Origin of the sequence: Campylobacter sp. 10_1_50 (assembly GCF_000238755.1) — a bacterium.
GTDB classification, from domain to species: domain Bacteria; phylum Campylobacterota; class Campylobacteria; order Campylobacterales; family Campylobacteraceae; genus Campylobacter_A; species Campylobacter_A concisus_R.
In genome coordinates, this window is record NZ_JH414887.1 from 107,959 (window position 1) to 129,707 (window position 21,749).

A 21,749-nucleotide genomic window follows, 5' to 3' on the forward strand; every position below is an offset into this window, starting at 1 on the left:
CAAAGCGCCTTAATCTTTTAAAGGCTATTTGATGACAAGTTTACCAAAGTACCTACTTTTTAAATATTTAAGATTTGATAAAACTCAGCCATTTATCGCTCTAAGCGCCTTGCTCGCCTTTCTTGGTGTTAGCATCGGACTTATGGTTTTAATAGTTGCGATGGCTATTATGAATGGATTTGACAAAGAATTTGAGCGCAAACTTTTTACGATGAACTATCCTATAACCGTTCAAAGTGCTTTTAAAGGATCGATCGATGATAGCTTTGTAGATGAGCTAAAGGCTAAATTTAGCGACCTTAAATTTAGTCCATATATCAGCACGCAGGTCATCTACCGCTCGGCAAACGCGCTTGAAGGTGGGCTAATTTATGGCGTAAATTTTAAAGACGAAAAGCAGATAAACTCAGTCGTAAATGAAGCTTTAAAAGATAAAGAGCTAGATGGCTTTGAGATACTTGTGGGAAGTGGCATAACGAGTGAGTTTAGACTAAGAAACGATGAAAAACTAACGCTTATCTTTACAAAGGCCGATCCAGCCGGCTTTTCGCTAACACCAAAGATGAAGCGCTTTGACATAGGTGGCTCATTTACATCTGGGCTAATCGCTTACGATAAGGCATTTTCATATACTTCAGTTGATGCCTTAAGGAAAATTTTGGACTATCCAAAGGGCGTTTATGATGGAATTCACATCTTTTCAAGTAAGCCATTTGATGATATAAAAAGGGTGCGCGAAGGCCTACCAACTGGCACGGTTGCCATTGGCTGGTGGGAGCAAAATGGCAACTTTTTCTCAGCGCTCGCACTTGAAAAAAGAGCACTTTTTATAGTTTTGATGCTTATTATCCTTGTGGCGTCGCTAAATATCATAAGCTCACTGCTAATGACTGTGATGAACCGCAGGCAGGAGATCGCCTTGCTTCTAGCACTTGGAGCTAGCAAAGGCGAGATAAAAAGAAGCTTTTTCTATCAAGGGTTAGTAATAGGTGGAGGCGGCATTATATTTGGCCTAGTGCTTGGCTTTTTGGGGCTATTTTTACTTGGAAATTTCAACATCATAGACCTGCCAGCTGATGTTTATGGCTCAAGCAAACTACCACTCGAGCTTTCAACCATCGATCTTGTGCTTATTATAGTTGGAGCTGTATTTATCGTGGCTATATCGTCTTATTATCCAGCTAAAAAAGCCACAGAGGTAAATGTCCTTCAAACTTTAAGAAATGAGTAAAAGCCTAGAAAAACTAGGCTTTAAATTTAATTTTTAAAAGCATATTATTGGCTAATATGCTTTTTTTAATTTGCAATAAATTCTATTTTTTATCTTTTGATAGCTCATCAATTTTTAATTCTTTCTCATTAAGACTAGCATTGATGTTGTGGCTAGACAAATTTTTAGCTTCTTTTTTTCTTATATAATCAACAATATTGCTAATAGTTTTATCAATTTATTAAACGAGCTTAACAAAAAATCGTGTTTTAAGAAGCTAAATTTACTACGCTCTTACGTCGTGGTCGATCTTACACTGAAGGGCTTCATGAACAAGGGTTTTTGCCATGACGCGCTCTTCGCTTATTAGGTGGAAATTTGCACCTAGCTCGCCAAAGATCTCTTTGTTGCCCTCGCCATTTGCCTTGATGATCGTCTGGATATTTGCGCCGTAGTCTTTTATCTTTTGAGCGATGAGCTCAACTCTTTGCTCGTTGCTAACTGTTATGATAACGGCTGCTGCGTCGTTTAGGCAGGCATTTTCAAGAGTGTCGCTTTGAAGCACGTTTCCTAAAAATACATTTTCCCCGCGGCTTCTGCCAAGCTCAACTAGGCTAATGTCGTTGTCAAGCACTAGGTATAAAAGCTTTGTCTCTTTTAGCCTTAAAACGACCTCTTGACCAAGTCTGTCGTAGCCAAAGACCACGATGTGATTTTTTAGTTTTTGTGGCTTTAGGGCGTCATTTGACTCGATGACTATCTCACGCTCGACAAGATCAGCTATAACGTCAAGTTTTTTAAGTATAAAAGGTGTCGCAAACATAGATATAACAGAGGCTGCGATGAAAATTTGAGCTGTTTGCACGTCAAGCAAGTTTCTAGTAGTCATCAGACCAAAGACAGCCAGTGCAAATTCGCCTATCTGACAAACGCTAAGTGCGGTTTTAGCGGCAACTCTTCGCTTTAGATATATGTTTAAGATAGCAAAGACAACGATCGCTTTTATTACCATGACGCTAAAGACTAGGCCTAGAACTAGCCAGATATTTGATATGACGACGCCGAAATTTATCTGCATACCAACGGTTATAAAAAATAGTCCAAGAAGCAAGTCTCTAAAAGGTATGAGGTCTACCTCGATCTGGTGCTTATACTGCGTCTCTGCCATCATCATACCAGCTAAAAAAGCGCCAAGCGAGTATGAAAAGCCAAAGAAGTGAGCTAGCGTGCTGGCACCAACGACTAAAAATAGGATCGTAGCTATAAAGACCTCTTGAGAGTTTGTCTGAACGACTTTGTAAAATATCCAGTTGATGACGTATTTGCCGAGCAAAAATAGCACAACGATAAGGATAAACGCACTCGTAAATGTCTTTAACAAAAGCTCATTTATCGAGGCATCTTGCGAGCTAAACATATCTATCATAAGTAAGATCGGGATGACGGCGATATCTTGAAATAGTAAAATTCCAAGTGCTTTTCTACCATAAATTTTACTCACATCGCCGTTGTCATTTAGCGTTTTTAGCACGATCGCAGTTGAAGATAGAGCAAAGGCAAGACCTGCTATAAGCGCTGTCTCGTCCTTTAGATGAAGCGCGTAGTAAAGCATCACGCCCATCACAAAGCCACTTAAACAAACTTGCAGACCGCCATTTAGAAAGACCTCTTTTTTCATGCTCATCAGGTGCTTAAAGCTAAACTCAAGTCCGATCGTAAACATCAAAAATGCGATACCAAATTCCGCGATATGAGAAATTTCATCGTTGCTTTTTAGGTTGAAAAATTCTGATATAAGCGTGCCGGTTACGATGTAGCCGATGATGGTTGGTATCTGAAATTTCTTAAAAATGACATTTAACGCGACTGAGATCGCAGCGACAAGCAAGAAGCCTTCTAAAATTTGTTCCATATATTATTTTTTGCCTTCGTAAAATACAAGATCAAAGCTACTTTTTCTCTTTACTAGCGATCTTTTGGTGCTAGTTTGACTGGTAGCTTCGTGTAATTTTTTATTTAACTCATCAATAGTTGCTTCTAAATCGTCAATTTTCTCTTTTAGCTGAAGTATCACATCAACACCTGCTAAATTTACACCAAGCTCACGGGTTAAATTTAGTATCGTTTTTACACGATCAACGTCTTTTTGTGAGTAGAGCCTCATCTTGCCATCTGTTCTTGATGGCTCGACAAGTCCCTCTCTTTCGTATTGTCTTAAAGTTTGTGGATGTATGCTTAAAACCTTAGCTACAACGCTTATTAAAAAAAGTGGTTCTTCATAATTTTGCATTTTTTACTCCGGTAATTTTTCTTTTAACTCTTTTACTAAGCCCTCGTCAAGCTCGCTGATATTTGGAAGCTTTACTCTAGCTTTTAAGTAAAGATCGCCATAAATTCCACTCTTTCTGTTTTGCACGCCGTATCCTTTTAATCGGATCTTCGTGCCTGTTTTTGAGTTCTCAGCGATTTTAATGGTTACATCTTTTTTATATGTATGCACATTTATCTTGCCGCCAAAGAGCATAGTTTTTAGTGGAATTTCTACATCTTTATATAGATCATCTCCGACTCTTTCATACTCGTCACTTGGCTCAACGCTAATGGCAAGTATAAGATCGCCAGTTTGACCGCCAGCACTCTTGCCTTTGCCTTTTATGCGAAGTTTTTCGCCGCCTTCTATACCGCTTGGGATCTTTATCTTGATGCTTTCGCCATTAAAATTTATCTTATGCTCGCCGCCAGTTACAGCCACGTCAAATGGTATAGAAATTTTGGCATTTACGTCTAGATCAGCTCCGCCAAAGCCAAATCCACCTCCGCCAAAGCCTTCAAATCCCTCAAAACCTCCACCAAAGCCACCGCTAAATTTAGCGCCGCCTCCACCAAATCCGCCTGAGAAGATATTTTTCAAGATATCGTTTAGATCGCCCATATCGGCTGAACCTCTGGCAAAGTCGTGGAAATTTTGACCGCCAAACATATTATCGCCGTATTGATCATATTGGGCACGTTTTTTCTCGTCACTTAAAATTTCATAAGCAGCGTTTATCTCTTTAAATTTATCCTCTGCTCCAGGGTCTTTGTTGATGTCTGGGTGGTACTTTCTAGCAAGTTTTCTATAAGCTTTTTTTATCTCGTCGCTTGATGCGCCTTTTGAAACTCCTAAAGTTTCATATAAGCTTTCGCTCATATATTCTCCTTATGTTTTTTGACACGGATTATATCACAAAACTTTAGTCTATGCAAGTCAAGTTTATTTTTATTTACAAAGGAGAAAAAAGCGTTAAGATTTTATTTTTAAGCTCTATTTATAATTTCAAGACATTTTCAATTTAAAGGAAAAAAATGAAAAAATTTATGCTAATTTCATTAGCAGCGGCTTCTTTGCTAATGGGAGCTGATATTAAATTTAACGAAGCAAACCAAGATGTAACTAGAGTTTCGCCGTTAAGTGATAAAAATAGTGTGCTTTCATACTATGACTCTATCGCTCAGGCAAAGCTTTCAGTTGTAAATATCTCAACTACAAAAACAGTAAGTAATGCAGGCATCGAGCAGATGTTTAACGACCCGTTTTTTAATGAATTTTTTGGATTTAACTTTGCAAAGCCAAAAGAGAAAGAAAAGACAACCTCTTTAGGCTCTGGCGTCATCATCTCAAATGACGGCTACATCGTTACAAACAACCACGTCATCGAAGATAGCGACCAGATCGTTGTGACCTTGGCAAAGGGTGGCAAGGAGTATAAAGCGAAGCTAATAGGTAGCGATCCAAAGACTGATCTAGCCGTTATAAAGATAGATGCAAATGGGCTAAATGCGATAACATTTGCCGACTCATCAAAACTGCTTGATGCAGATGTCGTCTTTGCTATAGGCAATCCTTTTGGCGTAGGTGAGAGCATCACTCAAGGCATCGTCTCAGGGCTAAATAAAGATGATATCGGACTTAATCAATATGAAAATTTCATCCAAACAGACGCCTCTATAAACCCTGGCAACTCAGGTGGCGCTTTGGTTGATAGTAGGGGCTATTTAGTCGGTATAAACTCAGCCATACTTTCAAAAAGTGGTGGCAACAACGGCATAGGCTTTGCGATCCCATCAAATATGGTAAAAGATATCGCTAAAAAGCTGATAACTGACGGCAAGATCGAGCGTGGATTTATCGGCGTTACGATAGCAAATTTAACTGATGAGCAAAAAGAGCTTTACACAAATAAAGAGGGTGCGCTAATAAGCGGCGTAGAGCAGGGCATGCCAGCAGATGAAGCAGGGCTAAAAAGAGGCGACTTGGTTATCTCAGCAAACGGCAAAGCTATCAAAAACGCAAATGATCTTAAAAATTTCATCGGCTCACTAACTCCAAATAGCAGCGTTGATATAACTTACGAGCGATCAAATAAAATAATGAATGCAAAAATCAAGCTTGTAAATATGGATCACAACGCAAAAGATGCGACAAAAAGCGTCATCATCGATGGTCTTAGCGTTAGTAATCTAAGCGATGAGATAAGAGTTAAGTATAAGATCAGCCCAGATACTCAAGGCGTGCTAGTAACTGACGTAAAATCTGGCTCAAAAGCTGAAGACTTTGGCTTTGAAAGAGGCGACGTGATCGTTCAAGTTGGCGAAGAGAGCATAAAAGATATTCAAACATTTGCAAGCACAGTTAAAAACGCAAAAGGCAAAAAGACGCTAGTGTGGATAAACCGCGGTGGCATCATGCAAGGCCTTGTTATAAAATAACTACTTAAGAGCTGAAATTTCAGCTCTTAACTCTTTTAAATTTTTAAAACCTTTATCTGCTATAATCCTTAAAAATAAATTTACATCAGGAAAGATCATGACTAGAATTTTAATGATAGAAGATGATATGGAGCTTGCTGAAATTTTGACTGAATACCTAGAAAACTACGATATAAAAGTAACGACGGCCGAGGAGCCATATATCGGACTATCTACTTTAAATACAAGCGAATTTGACCTAGTTATCCTTGATCTTACGCTCCCTGGCATGGACGGACTAGAGGTGTGCAAAGAGATAAGAAAAAAACACAACATCCCTATAATCATCTCAAGCGCAAGGCACGATATAACGGACAAAGTAAATGCCCTAGATAACGGCGCGGATGATTATTTGCCAAAGCCTTATGACCCACAAGAGCTGCTAGCTCGTATAAAAAGCCATCTAAGAAGGCAGAGCATAGCTCCAGCTAATGAGGCAAGAAATTTAAACAAAGACTTGGTTTTGAAAGAATTTGAGAGGGAAATTTTATTTAAAGGCAGTGTCTTAAATTTAACCGCAGCGGAGTATGACATCTTAAAATATCTGCTTCAAAAAGAGGGTGGGGCGGTCACTAGAGAGGAGCTCATCTACAACTGTGAGAGCATAAATGAAGATAGTTCAAACAAAAGTATCGACGTCATCATCGGCAGAATTCGCCAAAAACTAAATGAAAATCCAAAAGAGCCAAAATACATCCACGCGATCCGTGGCATCGGCTACAAGTTGGTCCTTTGATGCCACGATCTTCTATATTTATCACGATAACGTTTATCTTTGGGCTTGCGCTCGTTTCGATATTTCTAGCCTTTTTGTGGCTCATGGGTTTTGATAAACAAAACTACACAAGAGAGCTAAATAACAAATACTCAAACGTCGCTAGGACAAATTTACTCTACATGGGTGGCATCATAAACAAAGCTCAGTACGACCGCCAGCTCTCAAACATCGACATGCCAGAGATCACAGCTAAAAATGAAAAAGAAGAAATTTTAAAAAATGCAGCCGTTTTAGAAGAAATTTCAAGTGATCTAGGATCAAGTGCGATCTTACTTTATAATAAGCATCACTACCTAAAGATCGAGCATTTAGATGAGTTAAAGCTTTTGATGGATAAAGAATTTCAGCCTTATAGATATGAGGTGATAAAGGCTGTGTTTGCCGTAGTTGCGGTCATTTTGCTGGCTGCTTATATATTTGTCATCTATAAGATAAAACCGCTTAGAAAGCTAAAGCGTCAGATCGTGAAATTTGCAAATGGCGAGCTTGATGGCGTGCAAAATGTCGGTAACGGCAAGGATGAAATTTCTGAAGTTTCAGAGGCATTTTACGGTGCGGTTTGTCAGATCAAGGCACTAAATGACTCAAGGCATCTTTTCTTAAGAAATATCATGCACGAGCTAAAAACGCCTATCACAAAGGGGCTAATCGCCGCTCAAATGATAGAAAAAAGCAAAAATCAAGAGAGGCTAATCTCGGTCTTTCACAAGCTTGAAAATTTGATAAACGAGCTTGCGGCGATCGAGCAGATCACTTCAAAGATAGGCCTTACAAATAAGACGCCTTGCCTTATGAGAGATCTCATCGATGAGGCTATAGATATAGCGATGGTTGAAAAGGAGCATGTTGGTATCAGCGAGCTTGATGAGGTTAGAGTGATGGTTGATTTTAAGCTATTTTCAGTCGCTATAAAAAATATGATAGATAATGGCATAAAATATTCAACCGATAAACACGTAAATATCATGGTTAGTAAGGATCATATGAAATTTATAACTCAAGGCGAGAAGCTAAAAAATGACCTTGACTTTTACATCCAGCCATTTATCAAAGGCGAGGATGCGCAAAAGAGCTTTGGCTTAGGTTTATATATAGTTAGCAACATCCTTGAGGCTCATGGACTAAAATTTAGCTATGAATACAAAAACGGAATGAATGTCTTTATTTTTGAAAATTTACAAGATATAATAGTGGCGTAAAATCAAAATAGTAAAAAGAGTGTAAAAATGGCGGCGAAAACCTTCTCGGCAGTTGATATTTTGTCAATAATCGATCTTGAGATAGCTTTTATAAAGCGATACAAAAACGTAAAGGACTATGCGAAAAATTTATCTTTGATATATTTTTCTTTGCCAAATAGTAAAGAATATGGCGAAATTTTTGAAAAAATCCTAAGACAAACAGACGTTGTCATAAGAGAAAATGAACACTATGTAGTAGTACTTCACGGCACAAACGAAAGAGGCGCTAGCGAGCTACTAACTGGCATACAAGAGTTTTTAAACGCTGAGCCGATCGATCTAGTAGTTACCTATCCAAAAGATGGAAAAGACGCAAAAGAGCTTGCTATAAAACTTCAAGATGAGATAAAAGATAACTATGGTGTCTTGCTTGAGATGCTCGTAAATCAAGATAAATTTGAAGTTTTTGAAAGTATAATTTAATATAATTTTGTGGAGTTTATTTGGAAAATTTACTACTATTTTTTGCAGTTTTGCTTATAACTAGCATTCTTTTAAGTAAGATCTCTGATAAATTTGGAATTCCATCTTTAATAATATTTTTAGGCGTTGGCATGCTAGCTGGCTCAGATGGCTTGCTGGGTGTAAATTTTGATGATCAAGTAATCGCTCAAAATGTCGGCATGCTAGCACTTATTTTTATACTTTATGCTGGTGGGCTAGATACTGATTTTGCAGCGATTAAACCTATCTTTGGTAGAGGTTTAGCACTTGCTACACTTGGTGTTTTCTTAACTGCGCTAGCCATCGCTCCAGTTGCAAAATATCTGCTTGATTTTACCTGGGCGGAGGCCTTTTTGCTAGGCTCCATTATCTCTTCAACAGACGCAGCAGCGGTATTTGCCATACTAAGAGCTAAGAAAATTTCACTTAGAAATAGCATTGCGCCATTGCTTGAACTTGAATCTGGCTCAAACGATCCAATGGCGATATTTCTAACTATGACGATCGTTCAAATGATCTCACTAAATAGCACTCCAAGTGCGTCAGAGTGGGCGATCACACTTGTTAAGCAGTTTAGCATAGGTATCGCTATGGGCTATTTATTTGGCGTTTCTTTGCCAGCAATCTTTAATAGACTTCGCCTAAAAAGCTGGGGCCTTTATCCGGTTTTTTCTATCGCTTGGATATTACTTTTATATACGCTTTGCTTTAAAATCGGTGGCAATGGCTATTTGGCTGTCTATATAGCTGGAATTTTTATAAACAAAAAAGAGTTTTCTCATAAGAAAAATTTAGTCGGTTTTCACGATGGTATCGCTTGGACTATGCAAATAGTTGTCTTTTTGACGCTTGGTCTTTTGGTAAATCCATCACAACTTCCAGCAACAGCACTAATGGCGCTTGTTTTGGCCTTATGGCTTATGTTTTTTGCAAGACCACTTGGTGTTTTTGCATCGCTTGCATTTTCAAAATTTAAGATAAATGAGCAAATTTTTATCTCCTGGGTTGGGCTAAGAGGCGTCGTGCCAGTTGTGCTAGCTACCTATGTTTATGTCGATGGCGTACGTGATGCGGATATGATTTTTAACATTATATTTTTTATGGTTTTGATTTCTATTTTGATACAGGGCATGTCGCTTGGCTTTGCAGCTGATAAATTTAAGGTCAAAGAGAGCGAGCAAGAGGATGTTAAGGCAGTGGAAAACTCTCCGATCTTAAGCTACACGCTTCACCAGCATACCATCCACTATGGCTCAAAACTAATTGGCAAAGATTTGGCTCAGCTTGAGCTTCCAACTGAGTTTTTAATAATCCTAATAAAGCGTAAAAACGAGTATCAAAAGCCAACTGGCTCAACAATCTTTGAAGAAAATGACCTATTACTGATACAATGCGAAAATCAAGTGCTTTATCAAGATACGATTAAGTATTTGACTTATTAAAATTTTGATAAAACTTGCCACATTTCATTTCTCTTTGTAAATTTTAAAACTTTACTCGCTTGCCTTAACAGGCTACTAAATTTAGGCTACACTTCGTTTAGCACTAAATTTAGAGCCGTGATATGCTCGCTCATGAAATTTTAAAATTTGTCAAAATTGCTTAAACAAACCGCATGCAGTGTGAAGCACTATTGCATGCACATCTAACGTTGTCGGGGTTGGGGGATTGTTAAGGGGGGAGCTTCTTTGCTTCGCAAGCTCGCAACTGCAAGCAGACCGTAATTCAAGCCTATTCCACCTTAACAAAGAAACGAAACTTTAAATTTTTAAAAACTTTAATTTATAAATTTTAAAATTCCATTCACTCGCAATAGTTGATTACTAAAATTTGACTTTGCTTACCGCTTAGCTTAAATGTTTAGAGCCAAAACAAATCCGTTCAGTCTCATTTTATTTTGCTTTTTATAAAATCACCAAAGCACTAGCAAAATGGGAAGTAAAATGCTTGATGATATCATCCTTGCGGTCTTGGTATATTTCGCAACATTCTTATTTATGTTTTTTATACTCGCCTTTTTTGCATTTTGGTATATAAGCGTGCCGCTACTTGTCATCTACATCGTTATAAAATTTATAAGGCAAGCAAAAGAGTGCGAGAGGATATACGGCAAGCTTGAGTAAATTTTAAATTTCTAGCCCAAAATGAGCTAGAAATTTGTTTATTCTAAGGCTTGAGCTAGGTCGGCTATCAGATCCTCGGCGTTTTCAAGACCTATACTAACTCTTATCAGCTCTTTTGTGATGCCAGCTTTTACAAGTTCTTCGCTGCTTAGCTGCTGGTGAGTTGTCGAGGCTGGGTGTGTTATGAGCGACTTTGTATCGCCGATATTTACTACGATTTTAAAGAGTTTTACGCGCTCTAGCATCTTTTTTGCGCGTTCAAAGCTATCAGTCTCAAAGCAAAATAGCCCATTTGCCATGCCATCTTTAAAGTATTTTTGTGCTTTTGCGTGATCTACGTTGTCGGCAAGTCCTGGGTATGCTACGCTTTTTATATGTTTGTGAGAGTTTAGAAATTTAGCCACTTTTAGCGCGTTTTGCGAGTGTCTCTCAACCCTAACAGCAAGCGTTTCAAGCCCTTGTATGAGCTGCCAAGAGTTAAACGGAGAGATCACAGCGCCGATGTCGCGCACGATGGCAAGCCTCATTCTTAGCGTGTAGATGTCAAAACGATCCGTCATATCAGCATAGACGATGTCGTGATAGCTCGCGTCTGGCACGTTAAAGTGCTCATATCTCTTGTTGCCTTTTAGCTTCTCGTTTAGGTGATTTGCGCTGACGACCACGCCTGCTAGGCTAAGACCTTGACCGCTCATATATTTGCTAGCGCTATGCACACAAACATCGACGCCGTGGCGAAGTGGCTGAAAGATGATAGGCGTTGGCACGGTGTTATCAGTGATGCTGATAATGCCATATTTGTTTGCGATTTCTACGATTTTTTCGATATTTGGGATAGAAATTTGCGGATTTGAAAGCGTTTCAAAAAATATAGCTCTAGTTTTTTCGTCTATCAAGCCCTCTAGATCATCAGCAGTGTCGCTGTCAAAGACTCTAGCTTCTATGCCAAATCTTTTCAGCGTGTGCGTAAAAAGCACCGTCGTGCCGCCATAAATTTTCTTAGCGATGATGATATTATCGCCTGCTTGGGCTAAATTTATGATGCTGTAAAACAAAGCTGCCTGACCGCTTGCAGTCGCTATCGCAGCGGCTCCGCCCTCAAGTGCAGCGACCCTTTTTTCAAAGATATCTGTCGTTGGGTTGCTAAGTCTTGTGTAGATGTAGCCACTATCTTTTAGATCAAACCTAGCAGCTGCTGTCTCGGCACTTCCAAAGTCATAAGCCGTGCTTTGAAAAATAGGCACAGCCATCGTGCCAAAGCCCCCCTGAGTGTCGTAGCCTACGTGGATCGCAGCGGTTTCTTGCCTCATTTTTGCTCCTTGTTTAAGTAATTTTGGCGTAAATTATACATTAGCAAAGCCAAAATTTAGGGGATAAAATCAAATTTTGATATAATTTGCCAAAAAAAGGAAAAATTTGAACCAAGTCACGGACAAATTTAAGCGTGTAAAATATCTTCGTGCGCTAGAAAAATTTGCAAAATCAGCGATAAACGGGTTAAAAAGAGACGACTTTGACGAGACTGAGTTTCGCCAAAGAGTTGAGAAAAACGCGAAAGTCATCGAAAAAGTCGAGGCTGTTTATCTTGACCAGCCATACTCAAAGGCGCTAGAAAATTTTATAAATTTGCTTATCAAAAATGCGCCAAAAGATGAGCTTTTAAAGGCGGCAAATCTACTTGATAAGCTAAAAAATCAAAAGACATATAAAAAAGAAAAACATAAAAATAAATTTAAGGATGAGGATTGAAAGTAGTTATTTTCGATATGGACGGCACGGTGATCGATAGCGGCGAGGCGATATATAAAACGGTAAATGAAGTGAGAGATGAGCTAAATTTGCCGCCACTTGAAAAGGAATTTATCATAAAAGCGATCAACGAGCCAGGTAGAAATTTAGCCCTTGAGTTTTACGGCATCGACACGCCAAGCAGGAGCTTAAAAGAGGGTTTTGAAGAGAAATTTAAGAAATTTTACGATGAGTGTGCGACTACCTATGAGGGCGTAAAAGAGCTTTTGCAAAAGTGCAAAGATGCTCACTATAAGGTCGTTTTGGCAAGCAACGCACCGCACGATACGCTAGAGAAAATTTTAAAGAAAAATGAAATTTTTGAGCTATTTGACGAGGTCATCGGCGCTAGCAAGGAGATACCACAAAAGCCAGATCCTGCAATGCTTCATCTAGCTGTTAGTAAAACTGGGGCTAACAAGGCGATATTTGTAGGAGATAGCCTAAAAGACGAGCTGGCGGCTAAAAATGCAAATATGCCCTACGTGCAAGTTTGCTGGGGATTTGGCGAGGAGAGCAAAACAGCCACTTATAACGCCAAAAATGTTAGCGAGGCGTGGGAGATAATATTAAATTTTAACTTAGTTTTAATTGGCTATAATCTTAAGAAATTTTCAAAGAAACAGCGATGATAGATATATTTGAGGGCAGTGCGAGGGATAAATTTTATGACATTTTGTTTAACGCAAATGCCGTTTTGGTTAAAAACGAGATAGATAAAATTTTTGAAAAATTTGTGGCTATGAGCGAGCTTTGCGAAAAGCATGGCGTTGGCGAAGATGAGATCAGAAATTTTATAGTCTCAGAGCAAGATAAAATTTATAACGGAGTAAATGACCTATATATCGAGCTTAGCGGAGAAATTTTAAGCCAAAATGAGTAGAATTTTTGCGCTCATTGCTTTGCTAGCCGCTCTTATCTTTGCAAAAGAGCCAAATTTTGACCCAAATTCGGTGCATACATTTGAGCTTAAAAAAGATGAGTGGGCGAGGGTCTTTATAACCGAGAAAAAAACTCAAAGAGTTGAGACGTTTGACTTTCGCTGGACGCTGTTTGATAGCACAAATATCACTGTGCAAAGCTTTTTTAGGCGCTATCCAAGGCAGATGGTCTTTTCGCTAAGACAAGGACAAAACACCTACATGCAGCGAGTTTTGCCTGATTTTATGATGCCGCCAAACGAGAGTGTGAGCCTTTATATATCATTTATTGATTTTAAGGATAAAAAGGCGCATTTTAGGGTGGCGCTGCTAGATGAGAGCAAGCGTGTGGATGTGGGTTTTAGAGATCCGCACGAGGATAAATAGAAGGATAAAAATGGATAAAATCGATGAAATAATGAGCAAATTTATAAGCGAGCTTGGCTACGAAGAGGCCTGTGAGATGTTTGTAAAGATAAGCTCTGGCAAAAAGCTGCGCTCAAAACTTCTTTTAAAGATCGCAGGTGAGAGTGAAATTTCACTTAAGCTTTGCGCTATCATCGAGCTCATCCACCTTGCAAGCTTATTGCACGACGACGTCATAGACGAAGCAAATATAAGACGCGGCAAACCAAGCATAAACGCACTTTTTGGCAGTAAAAACTCAGTCATGCTAGGCGACATCCTCTACTCAAAGGCTTATTTCGAGCTTACAAAATTTGATCCAAGCATCGCAGCTGTCATCTCAGATGCGGTCAGTAAGCTAAGCATCGGCGAGATGATGGATGTAAAAATGGCTGAAAATTTTAATGAAAACGAGCAAGAATATTTAAAAATGATCTATTATAAAACAGCTGTTTTGATAGAAGCCACGGCTATTTGTGGGGTAAAGCTAGCTGGCAAAGATAGCGAGAAATTTGGCATTTATGGCAAAAATTTAGGTCTTGCATTTCAGATCGTTGATGATATATTAGACATCACTCAAGATGAAAAAACGCTTGGCAAACCAGCGCTTAACGACTTTGTCGAGGGCAAAACAACGCTTCCTTACATTTATCTTTATAAGAGCCTGGACGAGGCTGGTAAAACAAAGCTTAGATCGCTTTGGGCAAAGAAGTTAAACGCGGACGAAATTTCGTGGCTAAAAGAAAATTTTGATAAAACTAGCTCGCTTAGTAAAGCCATAAATGAAGCCAAAAGGCTTGGGGCTGAAGCAATAGAAGCGATAAAAGAGTATAAAAACGCCGAGCTTGAAGGGATCATAAAAAGCATGATAGATAGGGAATTTTGATGCACTATTTAGACATAAGTTTTACATATAAAAATACTGATATTTCGGTCAGAGAGAAGCTTGCATTTGATAGTGACGAGAAAAAAGAGCAAATTTTAAAGCTGATAAACTCAAACAAAAACATAAAAGAGAGCATGGTGCTAAACACCTGCAACCGCGTCGAGATCATAGCTAGCGTAGAGGATGTAAAGGTCGCTACTGCTCATATCATCAGGTGTATGTCGATATTTTCAGGCGTTTTTGAAGATGAGCTTTATGAGAGAGCTGACATCTATGAAAACAGCGGTGCTGCACACCACCTATTTGCCGTGGCAAGCTCGCTTGATAGCCTAGTCGTTGGCGAAACGCAGATCGTTGGCCAGCTAAAAAATGCCTTTAAATTTGCCTATGATAACAACTCATGTAGCGAAGATATCAGCAAGATCATCCACTACGCATGTAAGTGCGCTGCCAAGGTTAGAAACGAAACTCAAATTTCTAAAAACCCGATCTCAGTCTCAAGCGTCGCCGTGGCAAAGGCAAAAGAAATTTTTGGCACGCTTGAAGGTAAAACGGCTATCGTCGTGGGCGCTGGCGAGATGGGCGAGCTAGCAGCAAAGCACCTCATATCAAGCGGCGCAGAAGTGATCATTATAAACAGAAGCTCTGAGCGCGTCGAGCAGCTAGTTGATAGCCTAGGCGATAACGCGAGTTGGGATAGCATATTAAAACTAAAAGAGTATGTAAATAACTACGATCTTATCTTTTCAAGCACTGCAGCCCCGCATGCCATCATCACAGGCGAGATCATCGAGCCAAGAGAATTTCACAGATACTTTTTTGATATCGCCGTGCCAAGAGATATCGATCTTTTAAACACAGAGCTTATTAGCGTCTATACGGTCGATAGCCTGGAGGAGATCGTGCGTAAAAATTTAGCCCTAAGAGAGGAGCAGGCGCAAAAGGCCTATTCGATCGTTGGGCAAGATACGAGCGAGTTTTTAAAGACTTTAAAAGAAGATATGAGCGTGCCTCTTATAAAATCTATCCGCAAGCAGGCTGAAATTTGCGCTAAAAACGAGCTAGAAAAGGCGATAAAAAAGGGCTATTTAAAACATAGCGATTACGATGAGGCGCAAAAGCTCATCCATCAGGTCTTTAAAGCCTTTTTGCACCAGCCAACGATGAAGCTAAAAGGGCTTGCATACGAGGAGAGAGCTAGTGAGCTTTCAAACGGAGTTAAATTTTTATTTGATATAAAAGATGAACAAAATTTTCAAGCAGGAGATATAGATGAAATTTAGTAAATTTTACGCCCCAACGACCAAAGAAGTGCCAAAAGATGCATCTTTGCCAAGTCATCAGTTTTTGATAAGAGGTGGCTTTGTCGAGCAGATCGGCTCTGGGCTTTATAACTATCTGCCGCTTGGAAAGATCATGCACGATAAAATTTCACGCGTAGTAAAAGAGGAGATGAACGAGGCTGGCGCGCTAGAGGTGAGCTTTAGCGTGGTCACTTCAGGCGAGCTTTGGAAGCAAAGTGGCCGCTACAACGTCTTTGGCAAGGAGCTTTTGCGCTTTAAAGATAGAAAAGAAAATGACTTTGTCATAAGCCCGACAAACGAAGAGGCAGCCGTTGCTTTGGTGCGTGGCAAGGTGACTAGCTACAAGCAGCTACCACTAAATTTATACCAGATAAACACCAAATTTCGTGACGAGGCAAGACCGCGCTTTGGCTTGCTAAGAGGTCGCGAATTTACGATGAAAGATGGTTATAGCTTTCACTCGAGCAAAGAGGATCTAAAGCGCGAGTTTGACCTTATGGAGGCAACTTATAGTAAGATTTTTACCCGCTTGGGGCTAAATTTTAGAGCTGTTGAGGCTGATAGTGGAGCCATTGGCGGTAGTGGTAGTAAAGAATTTATGGTGCTTGCAAGTAACGGCGAGGACGACATACTTTGCTGTGAGGCCTGCAGATACGCTGCAAACGTCGAGGCTGCAAGACGCAAACCAAGAGTTAGCGAGGCTGAAGCACCAGAGGCAGACGCGGCTAAATTTCTAACGCCAAATGCAAAAACTATAAAAGATGTGGCGGAGTTTTTTAAAGTTAGCGAGTTTTACTGTATAAAAGCTGTTATGAAAAAGGCGATTTATGAGGACAAAGAAGAGGTTGTGGTCTTTTTTGTAAGGGGCGATGACGAGCTTCAGGAGACAAAGGCGCAAAATGCTTGCAAGGCGCTAGAGCTTGTCGATGCTAGTGAGGCTGACGTGGTGAAAGCTGGGCTTGTGGCTGGATTTTGTGGGCCAGTTGGGCTAAAGGATGTTAAATTTTTCATAGATAACGAGCTAAGGGGCGCAAACAACATGATATGCGGCGCTAACGAAAAAGACTATCACTTTGTTGGCGTTAGTGTTAGCGGATTTAACGAAGAGAGATTTAAAGACCTTGTAAAGGTAAAAGAGGGCGATAAATGCCCAGTTTGTGGCGGAAATTTAAAACTTAGCAAAGGCATAGAAGTCGGTCATATCTTTCAGCTAGGCGATAAATATTCAGCTGCGATGAACGCGACATATCTTGATGAAAACGGCAAGGCAAAGCCATTTTTGATGGGCTGCTACGGCATTGGCATAAGCAGGCTTATCGCTGTGATGATAGAGGCTAGCCACGATGAGAAGGGCTGCATCTGGAAAAAAGAGTGCGCGCCGTTTGACGTGGAGATCATCATCTCAAATTTAAAAGATGAAGCAGGCGTGAAATTTGCATTTGAGCTTTACGAGAGCCTTAAAAAAGCTGGCGTTAGCGTCATCATCGATGATAGAAACGAGAGATTTGGCGTTAAGATGAATGACTTTGAGCTTATAGGCTTTCCTTACGCGCTGCTCGTGGGTAAAGAATTTGCAAATGGCAAGGTTGAGTTTATAACAAGAGATGGGCTAAGCAAAGAGGCGATAGAGGCAGACGACGCCTTTAGAAAGATAAAAGAAAGCTTATGAGATTTTTTGCATTTTTGTTTTTTTTGATAGAAGCGGCGCTCATATACGTTTTTGTGGATAAATTTGGCTTTTTAAACTACTTTCTTGAGGTGCTGGTCTCTGGATTTGTTGGCATCGCACTTCTTTTTAATGCTGGATTTTCTAGTTTAAATTCGCCTCAAGTGGCGCTTAAGAGCTTTCTTGGCGGAAATTTATTTAGCCAGCTAGGACTTAGTTTTGGCGGAGCGCTGCTCTTTTTACCAGGGATTTTGACAGATATTTTTGGTATCGCCGTGGTCGTTTTTTCTTTAGTCTTTAAGAAAAATGCAGCGAAAAATGAGAGCTATCAGGAGTTTAAATTTCAAAATTTTAGCGAGCAGGGCAGTAAAAAAGATGATGGCGAGATCATCGACGTTGAGGTCATCGAAGAGCCAAAAAGAGTAAATTAGGAGTGATGATGAAAGAGATAAAAATAGCAACTAGAAAGAGCATCTTAGCGCTTTGGCAAAGCGAGCATATCAAGGCTAGGATCGAGGCGCAGCACAAGGGCGTAAAGGTCGTGCTTGAAGGTATGAAGACAAAGGGCGACGTGATCCTTGACACACCACTTGCAAAGATCGGCGGCAAAGGGCTTTTTACAAAAGAGCTTGAAGATAGCATGCTAAAAGGCGAGACTGACATCGCCGTGCATAGCCTAAAAGACGTGCCAGTAGTCTTTCCAAAAGGGCTTAAACTAGCGGCCATTTGCTCACGTGAGGATACAAGAGATGCGATGATAAGTGAGAAATTTGCTAAATTTAGCGACCTACCGCACGGCGCAAAGGTTGGTACAACGAGCCTGCGCCGCAAGATGCAGCTGCTTATCATGAGGCCTGATCTTGAGATCATCTCGCTTCGAGGTAATGTGCAAACTAGACTTAGAAAGCTAAAAGAGGGCGAATTTGATGCGATCATTTTGGCGATGGCTGGCATAAACCGCCTAAATATCAAGGCTGAAGTGGCGCACATCTACACATTTGGCTTTGACGAGATGATACCTGCGATGGGTCAGGGCGCTCTTGGTGTCGAGGCTAGAGATGAGAAGCAAATTTTAGATGAGATCTCTTTTTTAAATGATGAAAATGCAGTCATAGAAACGACCATAGAGCGTGACTTTGTAAGCGTTTTGGAGGGTGGCTGCCAAGTGCCAATAGGCATAAGCGCAAGGCTAAAGGGCGATGAAATTTCTATCGATGCGATCGTTGGCCTGCCTGATGGAAGCGAGTTTATAAAAGATAGCTTAAAAACTAGCAAAGATAAATTTCAAAGCATTGGCAAGGAGCTAGCGCATAAATTTATAGAAAAAGGGGCGAAAGAGCTTTTAAGGCGCGCTGAAGAGATGGCGAATATATGAGAAAAGCGCTTATTTTGGCGTTTCTGATATCCGCGCTTTTTGCACGGGTAGATTTAGAGCTTGTTTATTCGCTCTTTACCGATAAAAATTTCGATAAAAACGTCTATTTTAAGGGTGAGATGCGAGATCGCTTAAAAAATAATTTTTACTCATCCGACAAATTTGACGAAATAAAGGTTGCCAAACTCGGCCAGAGCAGCGAATTTAGCGGGATATTTCGCGTTTGGCTCGCTTCTAAAAACGGCGCATCTCTTGATCTATACATTTTTGCTAAAGAAGATGGTATTTATGCGCTAAGATCGCTCGCGCAAACCAGCATCATAGAGGCGATGATAAAGGGCTATGAGGCTGCGAGCGAGGCGGAAAAGGCGCGGCTTAGAGCAATGGGCGTGGATATAGAAAATTTAAGGCTGATTTTGGCAAGTGATAATGCGTTGCTAAAATTCGGACGCGAAAATGAGGCAAAATTTGAAGAACTATTTGCGCTATATCAAAAGGACGAAGTAGCGGCAAACGAAGTCGTAAAGCGCTTACATCTATCTCATGCGGCGTACGACGACGGACTTTTTGAGCTTATCATAGGTGGCATAACGGATAACGTAGTGGGTTTTATGCGCGTGGAAAACGAATCTGATCTGCCGCAGATGAGTCCGAGCGAGTTTATAATGTTAGAAAGGCTCTCTCCAAACTCAAAATGGTATCTTTTTAAGACGACTTAGGCAGGTAGAGGATAACTAGGCCGGCTTGCAGCTTTTTGCTTGCCTTAACGCTATAAATTTAGCGTCGCGCGCTTTTGGTTAGTGGTTGTAAGAGATTAATTTTTTGCGAAGTCGGCAATTAAATTAGCGTATCCGCCAAAACCGATAATTTTTATAATTTTACTAATTTTTCGGCAGTTAAAGCTGTGTTTTTGGCTCAAAATGTTTGTAAATTTGACTTAAAACGTGGTCAAAATTTTAGCTTCGAAAACGGCTTGTTCGGATATAAATTATTAAGGAAAAATATGGACTACATCAAGCTTTTAAAAGATAATGGCCTACTTAGGGTGATCGAGGAGTCAGCGGATATCGACCTGGAGATCGCGCACGCTAGCTACATCGAGGTCAAACGCAAGGGCTCGCAAGCACTACTTTTTACAAACCCAGTCTGCAAAAAAACTGGGCGTAAATTTGCTCCAGTGCTTACAAATATCTACGGCTCAAAAATGGCGCTTGAGCTGATATTTGGCGTACAGCCTGATGAGATCGCGGCTGAGATAGAGAAGCTTTTAAAGCCCAAAAAACCTGAGAATTTCAAAGAGAAGCTTGACTTTTTGGCCTATCTTTTTAGCATGAGAAAAATTTTTACCAAAAGGCTAAAAGGCGAGGGCGAGTGCCAGCAGGTCAAATTTATGGGCGAGCAGGCTGATCTTTTGAGCTTACCTGCGCTAAAGACTTGGCCGCATGACGGAGGTGCTTTTATCACGATGGGGCAGGTCTATACGCAAAGTTTAGATGGCGCGCTGCAAAATTTAGGCATGTATAGACTGCAAATTTATGATAAAAATCGCCTTGGCATGCACTGGCAGATCCACAAAGACGGCGCAAATTTCTTTCATGAGTACAAGCGTGCAGGCCGTAAGATGCCAGTATCGGTGGCGATCGGAGGCGACCCACTCTATATCTGGTGTGGTCAGGCGCCGCTGCCAAAGGGCGTCTTTGAGCTGCTGCTTTACGGCTTCATCCGCAAAGAGCCAGCCAAGCTTGTAAAGTCGCTAACTAATGAAATTTACGTCCCGCACGACGCCGACTACGTGATAGAGGGCTTTGTGGATACGACTAAGAGCGAGCTTGAGGGGCCATTTGGCGATCACACCGGCTTTTACACGCCAGTTGAGCCGTTTCCAGTGATGGAGGTCACGGCGATAACGAGCAAGCAAAATCCTGTCTTTCACGCGACCGTGGTTGGCAAGCCGCCGCTTGAGGATAAGTATATGGGCTGGGCGACTGAGCGCATTTTCTTGCCACTTTTGCGAACGACCGTGCCAGAGCTACTAGACTACAATATGCCTGAAAATGGCGTCTTTCACAACCTTATCTTAGCCAAGATCAACGCCCTTTATCCGGCTCACGCTAAGCAGGCGATGCACGCGTTTTGGGGAGTTGGGCAGATGAGCTTTGTAAAGCACGCGATCTTTGTGGGTAGCTATGCACCAGAGCTAGCAGAATACGACAAATTTGCGGACTTTGTGCTTGATAAATTTGGCAGCGAAAGTGTGCTGATAAGCCAAGGTGTGTGCGACCAGCTCGATCACGCTAGCCCAAACTCGTGCTTTGGCGGTAAGCTAGGCATCGATGCGACGCAGGACTTTTGTAAATTTAGCCCTGCGGTTTTAAGCAACGATAAACTTTTGGCTAAATTTCAAAGCGTTTCGCCAAATGTTAAGGGGCTTAGGCAGTTTAAAAAGCAGAGTAAAACGCCTATTTGTGTGATTAAATTTGAAAAAGATCGCCCTGTAAAAGAGTTATTTTCTAAGCTTTTGGAATTTAAGGAGTTTTTCAAGCTTTTAGTCGTAGTGGATATGCAAAACTACCTAGAAAATCCATATATGCTGCTTTGGCGCGTGACAAATAACATAGATGCCTTGCGTGATATCTATATAGATGGCGAAAATTTCTGCGTGGATGCGACGAGCAAGGACGAGTTAGAGGGCTATACTCGTGGCTGGCCTATGCAAACTGACTGCGAGCGCGAAGTGATGGCTGAGCTTGTGAAGCGTGGCATAGTGAAAGATGAGCCAGAGCTGTTTCATAAATTTGAGATATTTGGGTAGGGTTGGTTT

Annotated in this window: 22 protein-coding genes; 18 read left to right on the forward strand and 4 right to left on the reverse strand. The window is 40.6% G+C overall.

Features of this window, described 5'->3' with window-relative positions:
• The first annotated feature begins 31 nt into the window (after positions 1–31).
• Positions 32–1,231, forward strand: a complete 1,200-nt coding sequence (locus HMPREF1019_RS00510; protein ID WP_009293701.1) for an ABC transporter permease — start codon at positions 32–34, stop codon at positions 1,229–1,231.
• 265 nt (positions 1,232–1,496) lie between these two features.
• Here the strand turns inward: HMPREF1019_RS00510 and HMPREF1019_RS00515 are convergent, their stop codons facing one another.
• The 3 genes from HMPREF1019_RS00515 to HMPREF1019_RS00525 are packed head-to-tail and all read right to left on the reverse strand — an operon-like array spanning position 1,497 to position 4,400.
• Positions 1,497–3,122, reverse strand: a complete 1,626-nt coding sequence (locus HMPREF1019_RS00515) for a cation:proton antiporter (protein WP_009293703.1) — start codon at positions 3,120–3,122, stop codon at positions 1,497–1,499.
• A 3-nt stretch (positions 3,123–3,125) separates the two neighbouring features.
• Entirely contained in the window at positions 3,126–3,500 is a 375-nt protein-coding gene (locus HMPREF1019_RS00520) for a heat shock protein transcriptional repressor HspR (protein ID WP_009293705.1), read from the reverse strand.
• A gap of 3 nt (positions 3,501–3,503) precedes the next feature.
• Positions 3,504–4,400: a DnaJ family protein gene (locus HMPREF1019_RS00525; RefSeq protein WP_009293707.1), complete on the reverse strand. Its 897-nt coding sequence runs from the start codon at positions 4,398–4,400 to the stop codon at positions 3,504–3,506.
• A 155-nt stretch (positions 4,401–4,555) separates the two neighbouring features.
• Between HMPREF1019_RS00525 and HMPREF1019_RS00530 the strand changes: the two genes are divergently transcribed.
• The 6 genes from HMPREF1019_RS00530 (at position 4,556) to HMPREF1019_RS00555 (ending at position 10,584) form a co-directional block, all read left to right on the forward strand.
• Entirely contained in the window at positions 4,556–5,959 is a 1,404-nt protein-coding gene (locus HMPREF1019_RS00530; protein WP_009293709.1) for a Do family serine endopeptidase, read from the forward strand.
• Positions 5,960–6,056: 97 nt separating this feature from the next.
• The gene (locus tag HMPREF1019_RS00535; protein ID WP_002940190.1) at positions 6,057–6,734 is read left to right on the forward strand and encodes a response regulator transcription factor; all 678 of its coding nucleotides are present in this window, start codon (positions 6,057–6,059) and stop codon (positions 6,732–6,734) included.
• Positions 6,734–7,975: an ArsS family sensor histidine kinase gene (locus HMPREF1019_RS00540; protein WP_009293712.1), complete on the forward strand. Its 1,242-nt coding sequence runs from the start codon at positions 6,734–6,736 to the stop codon at positions 7,973–7,975. The genes HMPREF1019_RS00535 and HMPREF1019_RS00540 overlap by 1 nt, the downstream gene beginning before the upstream one ends.
• A 27-nt stretch (positions 7,976–8,002) precedes the next feature.
• Complete coding sequence (locus HMPREF1019_RS00545; RefSeq protein ID WP_009293714.1) at positions 8,003–8,440, forward strand: pyridoxal-5'-phosphate-dependent protein; 438 nt, start codon at positions 8,003–8,005, stop codon at positions 8,438–8,440.
• 20 nt (positions 8,441–8,460) lie between these two features.
• Positions 8,461–9,903 carry a potassium/proton antiporter gene (locus tag HMPREF1019_RS00550; protein WP_009293716.1) on the forward strand — a complete coding sequence of 481 codons (1,443 nt, stop codon included), beginning with the start codon at positions 8,461–8,463 and terminating at the stop codon, positions 9,901–9,903.
• A gap of 489 nt (positions 9,904–10,392) precedes the next feature.
• On the forward strand, positions 10,393–10,584 hold the full coding sequence (locus HMPREF1019_RS00555) for a hypothetical protein (RefSeq protein ID WP_187364898.1): 192 nt from the start codon (positions 10,393–10,395) through the stop codon (positions 10,582–10,584).
• 38 nt (positions 10,585–10,622) lie between these two features.
• On the opposite strand, the gene HMPREF1019_RS00560 is transcribed toward HMPREF1019_RS00555, so the two are convergent.
• Complete coding sequence (locus HMPREF1019_RS00560; protein WP_009293720.1) at positions 10,623–11,894, reverse strand: O-acetylhomoserine aminocarboxypropyltransferase/cysteine synthase family protein; 1,272 nt, start codon at positions 11,892–11,894, stop codon at positions 10,623–10,625.
• A gap of 106 nt (positions 11,895–12,000) precedes the next feature.
• Here HMPREF1019_RS00560 and HMPREF1019_RS00565 point away from each other — a divergent pair, with 106 nt between their 5' ends.
• From HMPREF1019_RS00565 to HMPREF1019_RS00615, 11 genes are all read left to right on the forward strand, one after another.
• A complete protein-coding gene (locus HMPREF1019_RS00565; RefSeq protein ID WP_009293722.1) occupies positions 12,001–12,333 on the forward strand; it encodes a hypothetical protein in 333 nt (110 codons plus the stop codon).
• Entirely contained in the window at positions 12,330–13,004 is a 675-nt protein-coding gene (locus tag HMPREF1019_RS00570) for an HAD family hydrolase (RefSeq protein WP_009293724.1), read from the forward strand. The genes HMPREF1019_RS00565 and HMPREF1019_RS00570 overlap by 4 nt, the downstream gene beginning before the upstream one ends.
• The gene (locus tag HMPREF1019_RS00575; RefSeq protein ID WP_009293726.1) at positions 13,001–13,255 is read left to right on the forward strand and encodes a DUF2018 family protein; all 255 of its coding nucleotides are present in this window, start codon (positions 13,001–13,003) and stop codon (positions 13,253–13,255) included. Before HMPREF1019_RS00570 ends, HMPREF1019_RS00575 begins: the two co-directional genes overlap by 4 nt.
• Positions 13,248–13,679 (forward strand): hypothetical protein, encoded by a 432-nt coding sequence (locus tag HMPREF1019_RS00580; protein ID WP_009293728.1) that lies wholly within the window; start codon positions 13,248–13,250, stop codon positions 13,677–13,679. Before HMPREF1019_RS00575 ends, HMPREF1019_RS00580 begins: the two co-directional genes overlap by 8 nt.
• Positions 13,680–13,689: 10 nt before the next feature.
• Positions 13,690–14,583: a polyprenyl synthetase family protein gene (locus HMPREF1019_RS00585; protein ID WP_009293730.1), complete on the forward strand. Its 894-nt coding sequence runs from the start codon at positions 13,690–13,692 to the stop codon at positions 14,581–14,583.
• A complete protein-coding gene (gene hemA / locus HMPREF1019_RS00590) occupies positions 14,583–15,866 on the forward strand; it encodes a glutamyl-tRNA reductase (protein ID WP_009293731.1) in 1,284 nt (427 codons plus the stop codon). The genes HMPREF1019_RS00585 and hemA overlap by 1 nt, the downstream gene beginning before the upstream one ends.
• The gene (locus HMPREF1019_RS00595) at positions 15,856–17,556 is read left to right on the forward strand and encodes a proline--tRNA ligase (protein WP_009293732.1); all 1,701 of its coding nucleotides are present in this window, start codon (positions 15,856–15,858) and stop codon (positions 17,554–17,556) included. The genes hemA and HMPREF1019_RS00595 overlap by 11 nt, the downstream gene beginning before the upstream one ends.
• On the forward strand, positions 17,553–17,984 hold the full coding sequence (locus HMPREF1019_RS00600; RefSeq protein ID WP_009293733.1) for an FxsA family protein: 432 nt from the start codon (positions 17,553–17,555) through the stop codon (positions 17,982–17,984). Before HMPREF1019_RS00595 ends, HMPREF1019_RS00600 begins: the two co-directional genes overlap by 4 nt.
• 8 nt (positions 17,985–17,992) lie before the next feature.
• The gene (gene hemC, locus HMPREF1019_RS00605; protein WP_009293734.1) at positions 17,993–18,928 is read left to right on the forward strand and encodes a hydroxymethylbilane synthase; all 936 of its coding nucleotides are present in this window, start codon (positions 17,993–17,995) and stop codon (positions 18,926–18,928) included.
• Positions 18,925–19,647 carry a hypothetical protein gene (locus tag HMPREF1019_RS00610; protein WP_009293735.1) on the forward strand — a complete coding sequence of 241 codons (723 nt, stop codon included), beginning with the start codon at positions 18,925–18,927 and terminating at the stop codon, positions 19,645–19,647. The genes hemC and HMPREF1019_RS00610 overlap by 4 nt, the downstream gene beginning before the upstream one ends.
• A gap of 284 nt (positions 19,648–19,931) precedes the next feature.
• The gene (locus HMPREF1019_RS00615; RefSeq protein WP_009293736.1) at positions 19,932–21,740 is read left to right on the forward strand and encodes a menaquinone biosynthesis decarboxylase; all 1,809 of its coding nucleotides are present in this window, start codon (positions 19,932–19,934) and stop codon (positions 21,738–21,740) included.
• Positions 21,741–21,749 lie beyond the last annotated feature (9 nt).